At 31.0% G+C, this 16,103-nt stretch carries 14 protein-coding genes and 1 other RNA gene; 3 read left to right on the forward strand and 12 right to left on the reverse strand.

All coding sequences use genetic code 11. From position 1 onward, the window contains the following. Nucleotides 1-177: 177 nt before the first annotated feature. The 3 genes from Q0F58_RS03540 to Q0F58_RS03550 all read left to right on the forward strand — a co-directional run bounded on the left by Q0F58_RS03540 (nt 178) and on the right by Q0F58_RS03550 (nt 2,045). Entirely contained in the window at nt 178-585 is a 408-nt protein-coding gene (locus tag Q0F58_RS03540; protein WP_294372667.1) for a VOC family protein, read from the forward strand. Between the two features lie 148 nt (nt 586-733). Next, nucleotides 734-1,525 carry a thymidylate synthase gene (locus Q0F58_RS03545; RefSeq protein WP_294372670.1) on the forward strand — a complete coding sequence of 264 codons (792 nt, stop codon included), beginning with the start codon at nt 734-736 and terminating at the stop codon, nt 1,523-1,525. A gap of 28 nt (nt 1,526-1,553) precedes the next feature. Beyond that, on the forward strand, nt 1,554-2,045 hold the full coding sequence (locus tag Q0F58_RS03550; protein WP_294372672.1) for a dihydrofolate reductase: 492 nt from the start codon (nt 1,554-1,556) through the stop codon (nt 2,043-2,045). 208 nt (nt 2,046-2,253) lie between these two features. Here Q0F58_RS03550 and ffs read toward each other — a convergent pair. From ffs to Q0F58_RS03610, 12 genes are all read right to left on the reverse strand, one after another. Beyond that, nucleotides 2,254-2,519: signal recognition particle sRNA large type (ffs, locus tag Q0F58_RS03555), an RNA gene on the reverse strand. Between the two features lie 414 nt (nt 2,520-2,933). Then, the gene (locus tag Q0F58_RS03560; protein WP_294372679.1) at nt 2,934-3,581 is read right to left on the reverse strand and encodes a CatA-like O-acetyltransferase, family 3; all 648 of its coding nucleotides are present in this window, start codon (nt 3,579-3,581) and stop codon (nt 2,934-2,936) included. A gap of 377 nt (nt 3,582-3,958) precedes the next feature. Then, nucleotides 3,959-4,222, reverse strand: coding sequence for a CD3324 family protein (locus tag Q0F58_RS03565; protein WP_294372683.1), 264 nt, complete (start codon nt 4,220-4,222; stop codon nt 3,959-3,961). A gap of 341 nt (nt 4,223-4,563) precedes the next feature. Further along, nucleotides 4,564-5,163: a nucleotidyltransferase family protein gene (locus Q0F58_RS03570; RefSeq protein WP_294372686.1), complete on the reverse strand. Its 600-nt coding sequence runs from the start codon at nt 5,161-5,163 to the stop codon at nt 4,564-4,566. A 64-nt stretch (nt 5,164-5,227) separates the two neighbouring features. Beyond that, nucleotides 5,228-7,780, reverse strand: coding sequence for a selenium-dependent xanthine dehydrogenase (gene xdh / locus Q0F58_RS03575; RefSeq protein ID WP_294372688.1), 2,553 nt, complete (start codon nt 7,778-7,780; stop codon nt 5,228-5,230). A 16-nt stretch (nt 7,781-7,796) separates the two neighbouring features. Further along, entirely contained in the window at nt 7,797-9,401 is a 1,605-nt protein-coding gene (locus Q0F58_RS03580; RefSeq protein ID WP_294372690.1) for an amidohydrolase family protein, read from the reverse strand. Between the two features lie 15 nt (nt 9,402-9,416). Next, nucleotides 9,417-10,601 carry a YgeY family selenium metabolism-linked hydrolase gene (locus Q0F58_RS03585; RefSeq protein WP_294372691.1) on the reverse strand — a complete coding sequence of 395 codons (1,185 nt, stop codon included), beginning with the start codon at nt 10,599-10,601 and terminating at the stop codon, nt 9,417-9,419. Nucleotides 10,602-10,613: 12 nt separating this feature from the next. Next, on the reverse strand, nt 10,614-11,807 hold the full coding sequence (gene dpaL / locus Q0F58_RS03590) for a diaminopropionate ammonia-lyase (protein WP_294372693.1): 1,194 nt from the start codon (nt 11,805-11,807) through the stop codon (nt 10,614-10,616). 1 nt (nt 11,808) lies between these two features. Beyond that, complete coding sequence (locus tag Q0F58_RS03595; RefSeq protein ID WP_294372694.1) at nt 11,809-13,410, reverse strand: selenate reductase; 1,602 nt, start codon at nt 13,408-13,410, stop codon at nt 11,809-11,811. Nucleotides 13,411-13,444: 34 nt separating this feature from the next. Further along, nucleotides 13,445-14,770: a putative aminohydrolase SsnA gene (gene ssnA / locus Q0F58_RS03600; protein ID WP_294372697.1), complete on the reverse strand. Its 1,326-nt coding sequence runs from the start codon at nt 14,768-14,770 to the stop codon at nt 13,445-13,447. Continuing rightward, the gene (locus Q0F58_RS03605; protein ID WP_294372700.1) at nt 14,767-15,618 is read right to left on the reverse strand and encodes a xanthine dehydrogenase family protein subunit M; all 852 of its coding nucleotides are present in this window, start codon (nt 15,616-15,618) and stop codon (nt 14,767-14,769) included. The genes ssnA and Q0F58_RS03605 overlap by 4 nt, the downstream gene beginning before the upstream one ends. Next, complete coding sequence (locus Q0F58_RS03610; RefSeq protein ID WP_294372749.1) at nt 15,612-16,088, reverse strand: (2Fe-2S)-binding protein; 477 nt, start codon at nt 16,086-16,088, stop codon at nt 15,612-15,614. Before Q0F58_RS03610 ends, Q0F58_RS03605 begins: the two co-directional genes overlap by 7 nt. Nucleotides 16,089-16,103: the final 15 nt, after the last annotated feature.

Raw genomic sequence — 16,103 nt, forward strand, 5'->3', positions numbered from 1 at the left:
CATGTCACCTCTCTATTTATCTTAAATATATCCTTATTATACACTACTGATACTTCAATTCAAAATATCTATAAATAATTGAATTTATGTATTTATTTCAGTTAAAATTAAAATAATATCTTAGTATAATTACTTTTACTTTTATAAATAATCTTTAAAGGAGAGATTTCTTCAATTATGTCAAAGAAAATTATTCATCATGTATGTATCCAAACAAACAAATATCATGAATCACTGGATTTTTATACAAAAATACTCGATTTTGAAATTATTCATGAAACTAAAAATTTTCATAATCGAGAATATAACACTTGGCTCAAATGTGAAAATTTTATGATTGAACTGCAAACATCTAAAAATAATACCACATTAAATGAATATAATACTTTAAATGAAGGAATTGTTCATATGTGCTTTTATGTTGATGATATTCATTCAGAATATGAAAATATAAAAAAATGCGGCTATTCAAATTTTAAAATAAAAAATGAAAAAGAAATATATAAAGTCGAAGATGGATATCTTTTTAAAGTAAAAGCTCCAGAAGGAACAGAAATCGAATTTAGAGATAGCTTAATCATCTAAATAATATAGTATATTTTTATAATTTTCCAAGTATTTTTCTCTAATAATTAAATAAATTTGTTATTAATATAATTAGGAATGATTTTTTGCTTTCAAGTATATGATACAATAAATGTACACTATATATTAAATGGAGGAATTTATATTAATGAGTACTTATGATGATAAATATTTATCAATTGCTAAAGATATATTAGAAAACGGCTATTACGATAACAATAGAACTGGTATGCCTACTTATAAGCTGCCTCATCAAATAATGCAGTTTAACTTAGAAAAAGAATTTCCTATTTTAACAACAAAATTTGTTGCATTTAAAACTGCTGTAAAAGAACTTTTATGGATATTCAAAGATCAATCAAACAGTGTTAAAGAATTACAGGAACAAAATGTCCATATATGGGATGAATGGGAAATGGAAGATGGTACTATAGGTACATCTTACGGATGGGTTGTTAAGAAGTTCAACCAAATTGACAAATTAATTGATGCATTAAAAAATAATCCTCAAGACAGAAGAATGATGCTTAACTTATGGCAATGGGATTATCTTGATAGTGGTGCATTGTACCCTTGTTGTTGGGCAACTATGTGGGATGTAACTGATGGAAGACTTAACTGTATGCTTGTACAGCGTAGTGGTGACTGGCCACTTGGAGTTCCTTTCAATACCAGCCAATATGCAGTTTTAGTACACTTATTAGCTCAAGTCACAGGACTTAAGCCAGGATTATTTACACATGTAGTAAATAATGCTCACATTTATGAAAATCAAGTTGAAGGAATGAAGACTCAATTAACTAGAAAAGATGATAGTTATGATGCTCCAAAGCTTTGGATTAATCCAGAAATCAAAAATTTCTACGACTTTACACCAGATGATATAAAACTTGTTGATTACAAGCATCATGAATCAATAAAAATGCCAGTATCGGTTTAATTCATATTAAATTTAAGGAGGGCTATATATGTTTTCATTAATCGTAGCTGTTGCTGATGAAAATGTAATCGGTAAAAATAACAAATTAATATGGCATCTTTCAGAAGATCTGAAAAGATTCAAATCTATTACTTCAGGACATACAATGCTTATGGGAAGAAAAACTTTTGAATCACTTCCTGGAGTACTTCCTAACAGAAAACACGTAATAATTACGCATGATAATAATTATTCTGTTGGTTCTAATCAGGTTTCTACAATTACTGATTTAGATTCATTTATAAAGGAGCATGAAAATTCAGAGGAAGAAATCTTTGTTATTGGTGGTGCCGAAATTTACAGACAGCTACTGCCACACTGCAACAAGCTTTATATTACTAGAGTTCATAAATCTTTTGAAGGTGACACTTTCTTTCCTGAAATAGATTTCTCTAAATTTATTAAAGATTATGAATCAGATAAAATAACTGATGAAAAAAGTGGAATTGAATTTTCTTTTATAAATTTCATAAGAAAATAATATATGCCGATATATGAACTAAGCATTTCATATATCGGCTTTAATTAAATTTCAGAAAAAGAAAATGAGGGTATTTCATTTACATGAAATCCCCTCATTTTCTTATCCTATTGATTGTGTCCTATATTGTTAATCCTATTGAAGAATAACCTATTTAATTCAGTAAAAATTTCTTCATATTAAGCATGAAGAATCATTAATTAATAAACCACGCACCTTGCGTTGTTATCAACTTTCTGCACGTTACTTCTGCAGTTAGCTCAGACCAGATTGATCCACGGCACATGAAAGTGACCACTTATCGCTGCTTCCTTCCAGACCTGACGAGGTTCATGGGCTTCCATTGCGTGGGACCCGATCATCAACACCACTTACAAAAGTCGACTACAAATTATTGATACCTAAGCAAGGAATTCAATCCTGCTATAGCGGATTGCAGGTTACAGGGCACCGCTAACTCCCCATCTAGCGTGGCAATGGCGGAATGAAGAGGGATTGAACCTCCAAACTATTTTCTTAAATCTTTTAAGAAAAAGTCTCGCTCCCAGTGAACGTCAGACCATAATAACATTGCATTGCTCTAAAATATTTATATATATCTTATGTCAATAACATATCTTTTATCACAACAATTAAACAAATTCCATTGTTTTGATACTTGTTAATGATAACATATAAAATATTTAAATTCAAGGCTATAATGTTTAATTTTTGCATCATATTTGTAATTGCCATTATTTTTATTTCAAAAGATAAAAAATAGAAATGTCATATTAAAGAATTGTAGCTACAATATTTAAATATCTATTTAACATTTACTTCTCAAAAAAGTAAAGTATTTAAACCAAAATCATCATATTAATTATTTCCAATAAATAAAACATACATTTATTTTTTCAATAATGGTATTTCTTTTTCAAGTAATCTGAATACCTTAGAAATAAGATATCCATCAGCTATCGCATGATTCATTCTCACACTAACAGGCATCACATATCTTTCGTCTTCCTTCCTATATCTTCCCCAGTTTACTATTGGCATAAAATATAAATATCCATCTGGGAGTTCTATATTAAGCGAATCATATGAAAGCCATGAAATATATGATGCATCAAACCAGTTTGGATGGTTTTCCATATCTAATCCATACTTTCTTGTTTCCTTTGCCTTCTGTATATCTTGTTCACATGATTTATAAAATACCTCATAATCATCAAAATATTCTGTATAAACTGGTGTACATGTTTCAGTATCTTCATAGAATATATATTGAGTTGGATTAATCTTGTCATATACAATAAGCTCATCAGTCTTATATAAATATGACATCCTGTAATCTTCTCTTGAATTCAATACTTTTGAAAGTACATATAAAAAATTTATATAAAACTTTGTTCCTGAATTCTTAGAATATTCTACAAGTTTTGTTACATCAATTCTACAAGTCATTGATACTGAACATTTACAGTCTTCTGAGAAATGACGAAACACTCCCTTTCTATAATATTTTTCCATATCAACAATTTTATAATTCATTTTATTCCTCCTTAAAATAATTATATATATGTTATAAGATTAAAATTACATTCAAAATTTACCTGATGCATGAAATATCAAAAATATTGAAAGGATTTCAATCTTAATTGTAAATTCTAAATTGTACATTATTAATTACAATATATATTAATTCAAATTTTACAAACTCTTTTAACTAACATTTCAAATGCTAACTCTTCAAATTTTTTATACATTAGTTAAAATGGATTATATAAATTTTTAAGTTAACATTGTTTACAATAATATTTTAAGTCCTTAAGATACAAAATTGATATGCCTAAAATTTTTATAACAAAAAACTACAGAAGGCTGCTGTACAAAAGTTAATTTCTTTTAATACAACAGCCCTTTTATGTTTAGCTTGAATATATTATTTTCTTTATAGTTTCAATAGACAGATAATATATATCTGAAAGCTCATCTAATGAATTACCATTTTTATACTTAGTTCGTATTTCATCATTTCTTTCTCTACATTTGTTTTTAGTACCATTCTTTTCTCCCCATCCCACTCTTTTTCCTTCTTTATTAGGGATATATATTATATTACCTTCTACATATTTTTGTATTTCAGAAATAAGCTCCTTTGGAAGTATTTCAGATGCATTTACATATTTCATATAAACTCCACTCCTCAATTATTTAATATTAAGGATATAAAGTCTGCCTATTCTCTGAATTAACATCGATGATAATTACTGCTACTCCATATAAAGCATCATCAACTATTTAGCAGACTTTATATGGAATTTTTCCACAGCTAATATTCTCATAACTACACATCTCCAAACAAATTATTATTTATTACATTATATCATAAACCTTCATTTATTTTCCTATAATTTCTTAGTAACTGAACTTCTCAATAAAACTATGTTCTCAATTTTATAGCTTTAATATAAATTTTGTTATTAGAATATATATTGAATTTGTACTTATTAAATGTAATTTTAGTGTCAGTTTATTGATGAGATATTTTTTCTTTATTATATTCTAATAATCTTTTAAAATCTTCCTGAGTATCTGCATCCAATAGTATTCCTATATCATCAACTTCAATTCTCATTATTTCTGCATTTGTTTCAAGTAATGCATTTTTCAAACCACCTGATCCATTATAAGATAGTATGAACTGAACTATTTTTGTATCTAATAATATAGGATGTCCTCCTCTTCCTTTATATATAGGTTTTACTACCATCCCTTCAGAATTTATAATCTTTTTTACTGTATCTATTGAAAATAGTGGAATATCAGCAGGCGTAAATAAAATTTTATCACATTTATCAACCAGATAGGTAAAGCCTATTTTTGCTGAATCAAACATTTCAGTAGTCTCATACTTTTCATTATATATACATACTACATTTTTACCTGATAAATGTTCATTCAATATTTCTGATTGAAAGCCTGTTATTACAACAATTATTTCTGCTCCTGCACATTTCAGTGTAGATATTACTCTGCTTAGAATTGTTATTGAATCAATCTTCATCATCGGCTTAAAATCATTCATACGAGATGACATTCCTGCGGCAACTATTACCGCTCCTATCTTCATATAAATTCCCCCTGCCCTATCTTTTATAACTTATTTCATAGCAAGTATTTAAATATTTATTATTTTATTTACTATATGCTGTATTTTTTAAAGGGAGCGATGTACGAAAAATTCCATCTCTTTTATAATAAGCACCTTGCACAGCAGGTGCTGTTGGAACCAATGTAATTTCTCCTACGCCCTTTGCTCCATAAGCTAATTTTGATTTATTCTTTTCAATAATAATTGTCTTAATTTCTGGTACATCAGTTGCTCTCATCAATCCCAATGTTCCAAACTTTGCAGTTGGTCTTCCATCAACTATTTTCAGATTTTCAGTCAACGCATATCCCATTCCCATAACAACTCCGCCTTCAATTTGGCCTTCTACATTTAATGGATTTATAGCTCTTCCAACATCATGTGCTGCAATAACCTTACTAATTTTTCCATTATTATTTAAAATTACGACTTGAGTAGCATAGCCATAAGCAATATGACTTACCGGATTTGGTTTATCTGATCCCATTGGATCAGTTACTGCTACAAATTCATCATAATATTCATTACCTTCAAGTTCTTTTAATGTATGATTTTTAAGATCCGCTTTTAATTTTAATGAAACTCTTCTTGTTGTTTCACCTGTAATAACAGTTTGACGAGAAGCTGTACTTGTTCCTGAATCAGGAGTTATAGCTGTGTCTGGAGACTCTATTATCACATCTTTTGCTTTTAATCCTGTTGTTTCACAGCATATTGTTCTTACAATTGAAGCTATTCCTTGTCCCATGCATGCTGCACTTGTTCTTAAACTTACTTTTCCATTTACTATTTTTAATTTCACTCGTCCAGTATCTGGCACACCAACACCTAAACCAGCATTTTTTATTGCACATGCAATTCCTGCATTTTTCTCATTAGCATAATAACTATCTTTTACTGCTTCCAATGTTTCTACAATTGCTGTTCCTTCATCTGCAATTTGACCATTAGGTAAAACTTGTCCCGGTCTTAACGCATTTAAATAACGTATTTTATAAGGATCAATCCCTGACATTTCTGAAAGTTTATTAAGATTACATTCAGTTGCAAATATTGTCTGAGTTACACCAAATCCACGAAATGCACCTGCTGGTACATTATTTGTATATACAGCAGTTCCTATTATATCTATATTTTGATAATTATATGGTCCAGCTGCATGAGTGCATGCTCTTTGAAGTACAGGTCCCCCTAATGATGCATAAGCACCAGTATCACTTATAAGACGCAATTTCATAGCAGTAAGTTTTCCTTCTTTATCACATCCTGTTGTCAATTCCATTTCCATTGGATGACGCTTTGGATGAACCAGCATACTTTCTTGTCTTGTAAGAGTTACTTTTACAGGAACTTTAGCAAGATATGCAAGTAATGCAGCATGATGCTGTACGCTCATATCTTCTTTTCCTCCAAATCCACCTCCTACATATGCACTTTTAATTCTTAATTTTTCTTTTGGAATTCCAAGAAGTCTTTGTATTTCCCTATACTCATCATATATAGATTGTCCTGCTGTATAAACAGTAAGAGTGTCACCTTCAGGAACTGCCAAAGCACTTTCAGGTTCTAAAAATGCATGTTCCTGTGCTGGAGTTTTATAAGTATTTGTCACTACATAAGCAGATTCCTTTAAAGCTTTATCAACATTTCCTCTTTTAATATGTTCAACTTTATAGACATTTCCTTCTTCATGAATCTTATAATTATGTAAATTCATAGATTCTTTAGGATCAAAAACAGGTATTCTTTCTTCATATTCTACTTCTATAAGATCTTTTATCTCTTTTAATGATTTCTTTGTTTTTGCAGCAACAAGCGCAACTGCATCTCCTAAATAACGTGTTTCCTCACCTGTTGCAATCAAAGCAGGCCAATCCTTAGTTAAATGTCCAAGGATTCTATTTCCAGGTATGTCCTCTGCTAATACTATTTTTATAACATCTGGATGTTCTAGCGCTTTTTCTATGTTTATTGATTTTACCAAAGCTCTTGGATATTTAGTACGTAATGCACTTCCATATGCCATTCCTTCTACTTTTAAATCATCTGCAAATTTTCCTGTTCCAAGGATTTTATCTTTAGCATCAGGACGTACACTTCTTTCTCCAACATATCCTTCTACTTCATTTAAAATTGGTTTTTCCTCTCCCTTAAAACATTTTGCTGCTAAAAAAATAGCTTTTATAATTTTTCTATACCCTGTACAACGGCATATATTTCCCTTTATAGCCTGACATATATCTTTTTCTGTAGGATTAAGATTACTATCTAGCAATGATTTTGCACTTATTATCATTCCTGGAATACAGAATCCGCATTGAACTGCACCTACTTTTGAAAATGAATATTCATATATATCTTTTTCCATTTGGGTAAGACCTTCTACGGTTATAATTTCCTTATTATCAGCTCTAGCAGTTGTTAGTATGCATGCTCTCATTTTTCTTCCATCAACTAAAAGAGTACAGGCACCACATGCTCCTTCACCACATCCATTTTTTACTGATGTAATATCTAATTCCTCTCTTAAATATTCTAAAAAATTCATATCTTTTTCTGTGGAGTACTTCTGCCCATTTATGATAAAACTGTACATTCATTATACCTCCCTTCTATTTCCTACGTATTATTTTTCCATTTCTATCTTCTGATACCTTTCCCTTTTCTAAAGCCACTTCTCCATTTACCAGAACATATTCAATTCCTTCTGGATATTGTTCAGGTTCTGTAAAAGTTCCCTTATCAATTATTGTTTCTGGATTAAAAATTGTTATATCTGCAAAATATCCTTCCTTTATAAATCCACGATTTTTCATATTAAATGCTTTTGCTGCCTTTCCAGTCATTTTATATACTGCTTCTTCCAAGGAAATAACTTTTTCTTCTCTTACATATTTTCCAAGTATTCTTGGAAAAGATCCATATACCCTTGGATGTGGTTTCCCAGCTAAAAGTCCATCAGTACACGCATTCATTTCAGGGCGTTTTATAATTCTTTTTACATGTTCTTCAACTCCATAAAAGTCAACCATTCCCACAGCATTTTTCTCTTCAAGAAGCAGATCAAATGTAGCATCTAATGCTTCTTTGCCTCTCTTTTCTCCTAATTCATCAAGGCTTAATCCAACTACATCCTGATTTTTTTCAGAAACAACACTTGTTATATAAATCCCCTCTGTTCCTGCAAATTGAATAAAATTATCCCAGCCTGGAATTCCATCAATAATATCTTTTTTCATTTTTCTTCGTAATTCCTCATCTTTTAAACGTTCAACTAATTTATCTGTTCCTCCATCATGCACCCATGGTGGAAGTATTACTCCAAGCATTGTACTTCCTGCTATATAAGGATATTGATCAAATGATACTTCTATATTTTCCTTTTCTGCATCATCTAAAATTTCAAACATTTCATCCAGTTTATCCCAATTAATCTTTCCACATACTTTAAAATGTGAAAAATGAATATGTACACCAGACTCTTTCCCGATTCTAACAATTTCCTCCATAGAATCTAAAATAGTATCTGCTTCACTTCTCTGATGAACTACAAAAAGTCCATTATATTCTTTTACAACCTTGCACATTTCAATAATTTCTTCAGTTTTTGAATATGCACATGGCATATATATTAAGCCAGAAGATAAACCTACACATCCAGCTTCCATTTCTCTTCTTGTAATCTCGCACATCTTTTGAATCTCTTCTTTTGTAGCTTCTCTGTCTTCCAAGCCCATTGCTTCCATTCTTACATTTCCATGAGGAAGAAGATAACATTCATTTAACGCTGGCTTCACTTTTTCTATCATGTTTAAATAATGTTCTGAATCTTTATAAGTCCAGTCAATATCATCATTTTTCCCATCTAGTCCAGCAATATTCTTTTTCCATGGTTCGATATATTGAATAGGAAGCGGAGCCATGGACACTCCATCCTGCCCCAATACTTCTGTTGTTATTCCTTGATGCAGTTTAGGAAGAAGCTGTGGCTTAGATAACACTTCCAGATCACTATGACTATGAGTATCAATAAAACCTGGTGCACATATTAATCCATCTGCATTTATTATCTTATTTGCTTTGTCTTCAAATTTCTGAATCTCATTTTTTCCAGTTAATATCTTTTCAATCTTTTCTTTTTCTATATAAACTGCTCCATCATAAGCTTTATTTCCACTGCCATCTATAATCTTTGCATTTTTTATCAACAAAGCCATATAAATCCCTTCTTCCTATTTCAATAATGCCTTCATAATTCCATAGTAGCATTCAGTTACTTTTAACAATTGATCTATCTCAACATATTCATCAATTGTATGTGCAAGACTTTCAACAGAAGGTCCCATACCTATTGTCTGTATTTTTGCTTCTCCTGCATAATGGCTTCCATTTGTACAGAAATTATATTGAGTTATTTCAGGTTTAAATCCCATTTGGTTAAGTTCTTTATATACATCCTGAATATATTGTTCATTTTTATCAAACAGCCATCCTGGGAAGAAACGTTCACCATGAATTTTATTGCCTGTATAACACATTTCTTCACCTGTTGCAAAAGACACCTTTGCTTTTAATTTTTCATCCTTTTCCATTAATTCATCTAATACTTTTTGAATAGGTTCAATTACGCTTTCTTTTGTTTCACCCACTAAAAGCCTTCTATCATAAGTAGCCATACAATAATCAGGAACTACTGATGCTCCTGGATAAGGACTTGATTTTATATCTGTAAGTTCTAATATTCCATCGCCTAATACATCATGATGAGGTGCCTTAATATTTTTAATTGCATCTACTACTTTACACATTCCATAAACTGCATTTACACCTTTCTCAGGATTTGCAGAATGGGCTGGAACTCCAAATGTCTCTACCTTAATTTCTCCACGTCCTCTTTGTCCAATTTTCAAATTCAAATTAGAAGCTTCTCCAATTACTACATAATCTGGTTTTACAATTTCACTTATGCTCCTTGCTGCAACTCCTTCAAAACATTCTTCATGTACAACTCCAGCTACATATATCTCACCTGCAAAATTCTTATTACAGTCTTTTACGAAATTAGCTGCTGCATTAGCCATTGCTGCAAGCGCTCCTTTCATGTCGGTTGTTCCTCTTCCATACATCTTTCCATCACATATTTCAGCACCAAATGGGTTATGTGTCCATTTGCTTTCATCTTCAACAGGTACTGTATCCATATGACCATCAAAGAGAATTTTCTTTCCTGGTCTGTTTCCCTTTATCTTGCCTATTGTATTTCCATATTTATCAATTATCACTTCATCAAAACCATTTGCTTCACAAAATGCTTTTAATTCATCTGACACCTTATTTTCTTCTCCTGAATAACTTCTTGCCTTTATAAATTTTTCACATAATTTAATTACAGATTCTTCTCTTTCTTTTTCTAACATAAAATCTCCCCCTTATTTAGCATAAGCTCCATTCCATACAATTTTTTTATAATTTTCTTTATCAGTATCACCTTCTGTACTAAAAAATAAGATTACAGAATTTTCATCTATCTTTAAACGTTCCTTCAATTCTTTTAAATCTAGATTTGTCAGTATTTCAAATGCAGCTCCAAATCCAGCAGCTCCGCTTTCTCCTGACACAATACGCTCATCTCCTATAACTGGTGAAGATAATACTCTCATTCCCTGTGCAGCTACATAATCTGGACATGAGATAAAATAATCTGCATAATTTCTTAATATGTCAATTCCAACAGTTACTGGCTCTCCACACGCAAGTCCTGCCATTATTGTATTCATATCTCCTGCAACAGGATGAATCTTTCCATCATCTGCTTTTATAGTTTTAAAAATACACGCTGCTTCATTTGGTTCTACAATTGTGATTATTGGCTTATCTTCTTTATAAACATCAGAGAAGAATCCTGTAACAGCTGTTGAAAAAGAACCAACTCCTGCCTGAAGAAAAATATGTGTTGGTCTTTTTCCTTCAAGCTGTTCATAAGCTTCATCCGCCATTGTAGTATATCCTTTCATTATATTTACTGGTATTTTTTCATAGCCTGTCCATGAAGTATCCTGTACTAAAATCCATCCATTTTTTTTAGCATTTTTATCAGCAAGTCTTACTGCATCATCATAATTTAAATCAGTAATTGAAGCATCTGCTCCTTCTGCCCTAATATTTTCAAGACGTTCTGCTACACTTCCTTTAGGCATATATATTATTGATTTTTGTCCCAACTCTCTTGCTGTCCAGGCTACTCCTCTTCCATGATTACCATCTGTTGCAGATATAAAAGTAATATCTCCTAATTTGTCTTTTACTTCTTTTGAGATGATTTTCTCATATGGAAGTTCATCAATATCAACCCCCAGCTGTTCCGCTATATAATTTCCAATTGCAAAACTTCCTCCTAAAACCTTGAATGCATTTAATCCAAAACGATATGATTCATCTTTAACATATATATCTGAAACACCTAACTCATGTGCAAGATTATTCAATTTTCGAAGTGGAGTTTTCTTATATATTGGAAAACTTTCATGAAATCTTCTAGACTTTTCTGCTGTTTTCTTTCCTAAAAATCCTACTGAAGGTTTTTCTTTATTGTTAGTTTTATTAGAAATCATTTCAAAACTCATATTAAAAACATCCTTTCTCATAACCTGCTTTAATTACATTTTTTATCCACTCTTTTATCTTCTCTGTATGTTCATCAAATTTATATTTTCCTTCATTTTTTATATATAAAACTTTAGATCCATTACATATTTCAAATTGCTTCTCATTTTCAGTCAGCATAATCTTTTCTTTATAAGGGATATGTCCCATTGCGCATGAAAAAGTACAGCAACCACATTCATTACAGAGACGATCACGATGAACCACATATTTTTTATCCTCTATTGTGACTTTTACATTTGCACGATTAGGACACACATCTACACAATTGTTGCATACACTACACAATGAACTATATTCTTTACAATTTGTCTTTCTGATTTTTGTTTCCTTCCAGTCATACTTCATGTTTATTTCTGCATCCTCAGAAATTTTTTTAAGAAGGTCTGCATCTATTGACTTTTTTTCCTTACATGAATCTATTTTTTCAACAAGCCTAGTTATATTTTTATAGCCTCCCTGCTTTAATAAAAATGAAGACAGAGTAACTGGTTTAATTCCTGTATCTAATATTTCAGAAATATTAGATACATCTATTCCTCCTGAATAAGAAATAGGAATTTCCCCTTGAAATTTTTCTGCTAATAAATATGCTACATAAATAGAAATTGGATATAATGCTGGACCTGACATATACATATCTTCTCCATCTAATTCATTATTTTCAATAATTACTGGAAAAGTATTAGTAAGTTTAATTCCAAATTCATTTCCTTTTTTATCTGCTTCTTTTTTTACATTCTTAATCATTTCTACAGCATTTTCTAAAGTTATATCTTTTTCAAATATCTCATTTTTGAAATGTATATTTTTATATCCTTTATGTGCTAAAATCTCCTGAATTTTTTCTTTTCCTGCTAGAGTTGGATTCATCTTTATATATGTATTTAAATTTTTTTCATTGATAAGATATAATGCAATCTTTTCAATTTCATCACTCTTACATCCATGCATTGTTGAAAGCGTAACTGTATTGCATATGTTTGGCGATATATTTTCAATATATTCTTCTTTAATATTTTGAAATAAATTTAAGTTCTCTTTGACATATTCAATATCATTCTTCCACTCAGCAGTATTTCTTGCATCAATCATATTATTCAAAAATGTATCCACTTTCAGAGATTTAATTCCTTCTAAGTCATAACCAACACTCATAATAAAATGAATAGAATTTTTTGTACCTAGATTAAATTCTTTAGCTAATATCATTATTAAAAGATAAGCCTTAATATATTCATTCTGTGCCTCTTCTACTGTCAATTCCGTAGACCATTCTGTATTAAAAACTTCATGACCGACATAAATACATGGCTTTTTTATTTGAAGTTCTTCACCTTCCAATATCTGAACTGTCTTCAATTCAAAATAAGATGCTCCTGCAGCATAAGCCGCTACTATATTTCCTGCCATCTGTGTATGTGGGCCTGCAGCTGGCCCTATTGGTACATCATCCATAATCCTTTTTACTGGAACCTGCATAAAAGTTTTACTTTCCTTATATTCTCTTATAAGCTTTCCAAGCAACTCCTCAAATGAAATTGGAATCATCTTATTCGTCATTTTAATCACCAACCTTCCATCTATTTTTAATCAGCTAAAGCCTGCTCCATAAATCCTTTGCAGATTCTGCACTTTCCTTGAGCAATCGTTCTTCATCCACAAAGCACATCTTTCTATTCCTCATTAATATCTTTCCATTAATTATTGTTGTATCGGTCATACCTCCACTCATTCCAAACATCATATGGCCATTAATATTTCCATCATTTATTTTTGTATATGGACGATAATCCATAATTACCAAATCTGCTAACGCACCATATTTTAAAATTCCAATTTCTTCTCCAAATATTTTTGAAGCTATTTTCTTGTTGTTTTCAAAGAGTAATTCTGATGCTTCTGAAAATCCTCTATCTGGAATACCTCTCTTATGTTTCTGAAGTATATTAGCCACCTTTAATGACTCAAACATATCATTTGTATATCCATCTGTTCCAAGGCCTACTAAAATTCCCTTATCTATCATTTCTATTACATCAGGTGCTCCAACTGCATTTCCCATATTTGATTCTGGATTGTGAACCACAGTAGTTTTTGTATTCTTTAAAATATCCATATCAGATTCTTTTATATGAATACAATGTCCAGCAATCGTATTTATTCCTAATATTCCAAATTTGTTCATCCTCTCTATAATTGACATATTATAATTTTTTTTACAGTGCTCGGCATCATAGATTCCTTCAGCAATATGTATATGGTACCCTGCATTATCTTTATTCTGCTTAATACAATAATCTAATGTTTTATCACTCAACGTAAATGATGCATGCATCCCAACAAGAGCTTTTATCATACTACTCTTTTTTTCTTTTGAATAATGTATAAAATCCATGTTTTCCTTTACTGCACTTTTCATTTTATCCAATCCATCACGATCTGATATTTCATAAGAAAGGCAAGTTCTTATAGATAATTCTTGTGCAGCTTCTGCTATTTTAAACAAACTTCCTTCCACTGCTCCATATCCCGCATGATGATCTACAACTGTGGTAACTCCATTTCTAATACATTCTAAATATATTGCAATTGCACTGTAGTACGTGTTTTTCAGACTCAATTTTCTATCAATATGCCACCATGTTCCTTCGAGTACATCAATAAAGTTTTTAGGTGGTTTTTCTGGAATTGATGCACCTCTTGCAAATGCACTATAAATGTGTTCATGTGCATTTATAAGTCCAGGCATAATAATCATTCCATTTGCATCTATAAATTCTGCTTCAGGATATTTAGCTTTTAAGTCACAATACTTTCCTACTTCTTGAATCTTTCTTCCTCTAATCAATACTGCTCCATTTTCATAATAGGGATTATTTTTATCCCTTGTGATAAGTTTTCCATTCCCAACTAAAATCATAAGCTGTCACCACCATTACTTAAAAATGATCCTAAAAGATTCAAACTCACTTTTTTTCTATATACAGCTGTCGAACGCTGATCATCAATTGGAGTTATAAATTCAGAATACTCCTCTATAAACTCTTCTTTTTTATTGTCTAGTTGATCTAATGTAAGTCCAATTATTTTCTTTTCAATTTCAGATTTTCTTACTACCTTTATGCTGACTGATCCAAATGCTATTCTTGCATCAATAATTTTTTCTTTATCTGTTTTTATAAGTCCAACAAATGAAAGTTTAGAAATTGCTTCTGATTTTCTTGCTCCTACTTTCTCATAATACATTTTTGAAACATTAGAATAGCTCTCAATTGGAATTTCTATTTCTGTTACTAAAGCTTCTTTTTTTAACGCAATTTTTCGGATTCCCAATATAAACTTTTCAATAGGAAACTTTTCCGTTACAACTTCTCCACTGTCATTTAAATACTTTGAAACAACTATTGCTGACAAAGCATACAGTACTGGAAGGCTGTCACCTGCAGGTGACGCATTGCATATATTTCCTGATAATGTTCCAGAGCTTCTGACTGCTGGTGATGCAATCTGTTTCATAACTGTCTTTAGGATTTCTGGAATTCTGCTATCATTAATCATTTCTGAATAAGTACATTCTGCACCAATCCTTAACAAGCCATCTTCTTCACATATATTTTTTAATTCTTCAACACCATTTAGAAACATCATATGCTCAGATCTTTTGCCTGAAACCATAACATCAGTTCCCCCAGATACAATTATCATATCTTCATGCTCTTTAACATCTTTTAATGCTTCCAAAAGATTGACTGGATAATATCCTACCATAATCCATCCCCCTGTTCTGCTGCCATCTGCACAGCATCAACAATCATGTTATATCCTGTACATCTACATAAATTTCCAGAAATACTTTCTCTTATATCATCTAATGTTGGATGTGGAACTCTCCTCAAAAGCGCTTCTGCTGCCATAATCATTCCTGGTGTACAAAATCCACATTGAACTGCACCTGCCTGTGCAAATGTTTTTTCTAATAATTTATAACGTTTTGTATCCCTAAAACCTTCAACTGTAATGACTTCTTTATTCATAACATTTCCAAGTGGAGTAATACATGAATTCATTAATTCCCCATCAACAAGTACTGAACAAGCCCCACACTCACCTTCCTTACATCCTTCTTTAGGTCCTGTAAGTTTAAACTCGCCTCTTAATACATCCAATAATCTTTCACATGGATCAGTTTCTGTTTTAATTTCTTTTCCATTTAATTTAAATGTAACCATATACCCAATCCTTCTTTCTTTAAA

Origin of the sequence: uncultured Clostridium sp. (assembly GCF_934754915.1) — a bacterium.
GTDB lineage: Bacteria > Bacillota > Clostridia > Clostridiales > Clostridiaceae > Clostridium.

Bases quoted from the DNA above. Each gene is read 5' to 3' on its own strand.
- Q0F58_RS03540 (WP_294372667.1), top strand. From the start codon at position 178: ATGTCAAAGAAAATTATTCATCATGTATGTATCCAAACAAACAAATAT.
- Q0F58_RS03545 (WP_294372670.1), top strand. From the start codon at position 734: ATGAGTACTTATGATGATAAATATTTATCAATTGCTAAAGATATATTA.
- Q0F58_RS03550 (WP_294372672.1), top strand. From the start codon at position 1,554: ATGTTTTCATTAATCGTAGCTGTTGCTGATGAAAATGTAATCGGTAAA.
- Q0F58_RS03560 (WP_294372679.1), bottom strand. From the start codon at position 3,581: ATGAATTATAAAATTGTTGATATGGAAAAATATTATAGAAAGGGAGTG.
- Q0F58_RS03565 (WP_294372683.1), bottom strand. From the start codon at position 4,222: ATGAAATATGTAAATGCATCTGAAATACTTCCAAAGGAGCTTATTTCT.
- Q0F58_RS03570 (WP_294372686.1), bottom strand. From the start codon at position 5,163: ATGAAGATAGGAGCGGTAATAGTTGCCGCAGGAATGTCATCTCGTATG.
- xdh (WP_294372688.1), bottom strand. From the start codon at position 7,780: ATGTACAGTTTTATCATAAATGGGCAGAAGTACTCCACAGAAAAAGAT.
- Q0F58_RS03580 (WP_294372690.1), bottom strand. From the start codon at position 9,401: ATGGCTTTGTTGATAAAAAATGCAAAGATTATAGATGGCAGTGGAAAT.
- Q0F58_RS03585 (WP_294372691.1), bottom strand. From the start codon at position 10,601: ATGTTAGAAAAAGAAAGAGAAGAATCTGTAATTAAATTATGTGAAAAA.
- dpaL (WP_294372693.1), bottom strand. From the start codon at position 11,807: ATGAGTTTTGAAATGATTTCTAATAAAACTAACAATAAAGAAAAACCT.
- Q0F58_RS03595 (WP_294372694.1), bottom strand. From the start codon at position 13,410: ATGACGAATAAGATGATTCCAATTTCATTTGAGGAGTTGCTTGGAAAG.
- ssnA (WP_294372697.1), bottom strand. From the start codon at position 14,770: ATGATTTTAGTTGGGAATGGAAAACTTATCACAAGGGATAAAAATAAT.
- Q0F58_RS03605 (WP_294372700.1), bottom strand. From the start codon at position 15,618: ATGGTAGGATATTATCCAGTCAATCTTTTGGAAGCATTAAAAGATGTT.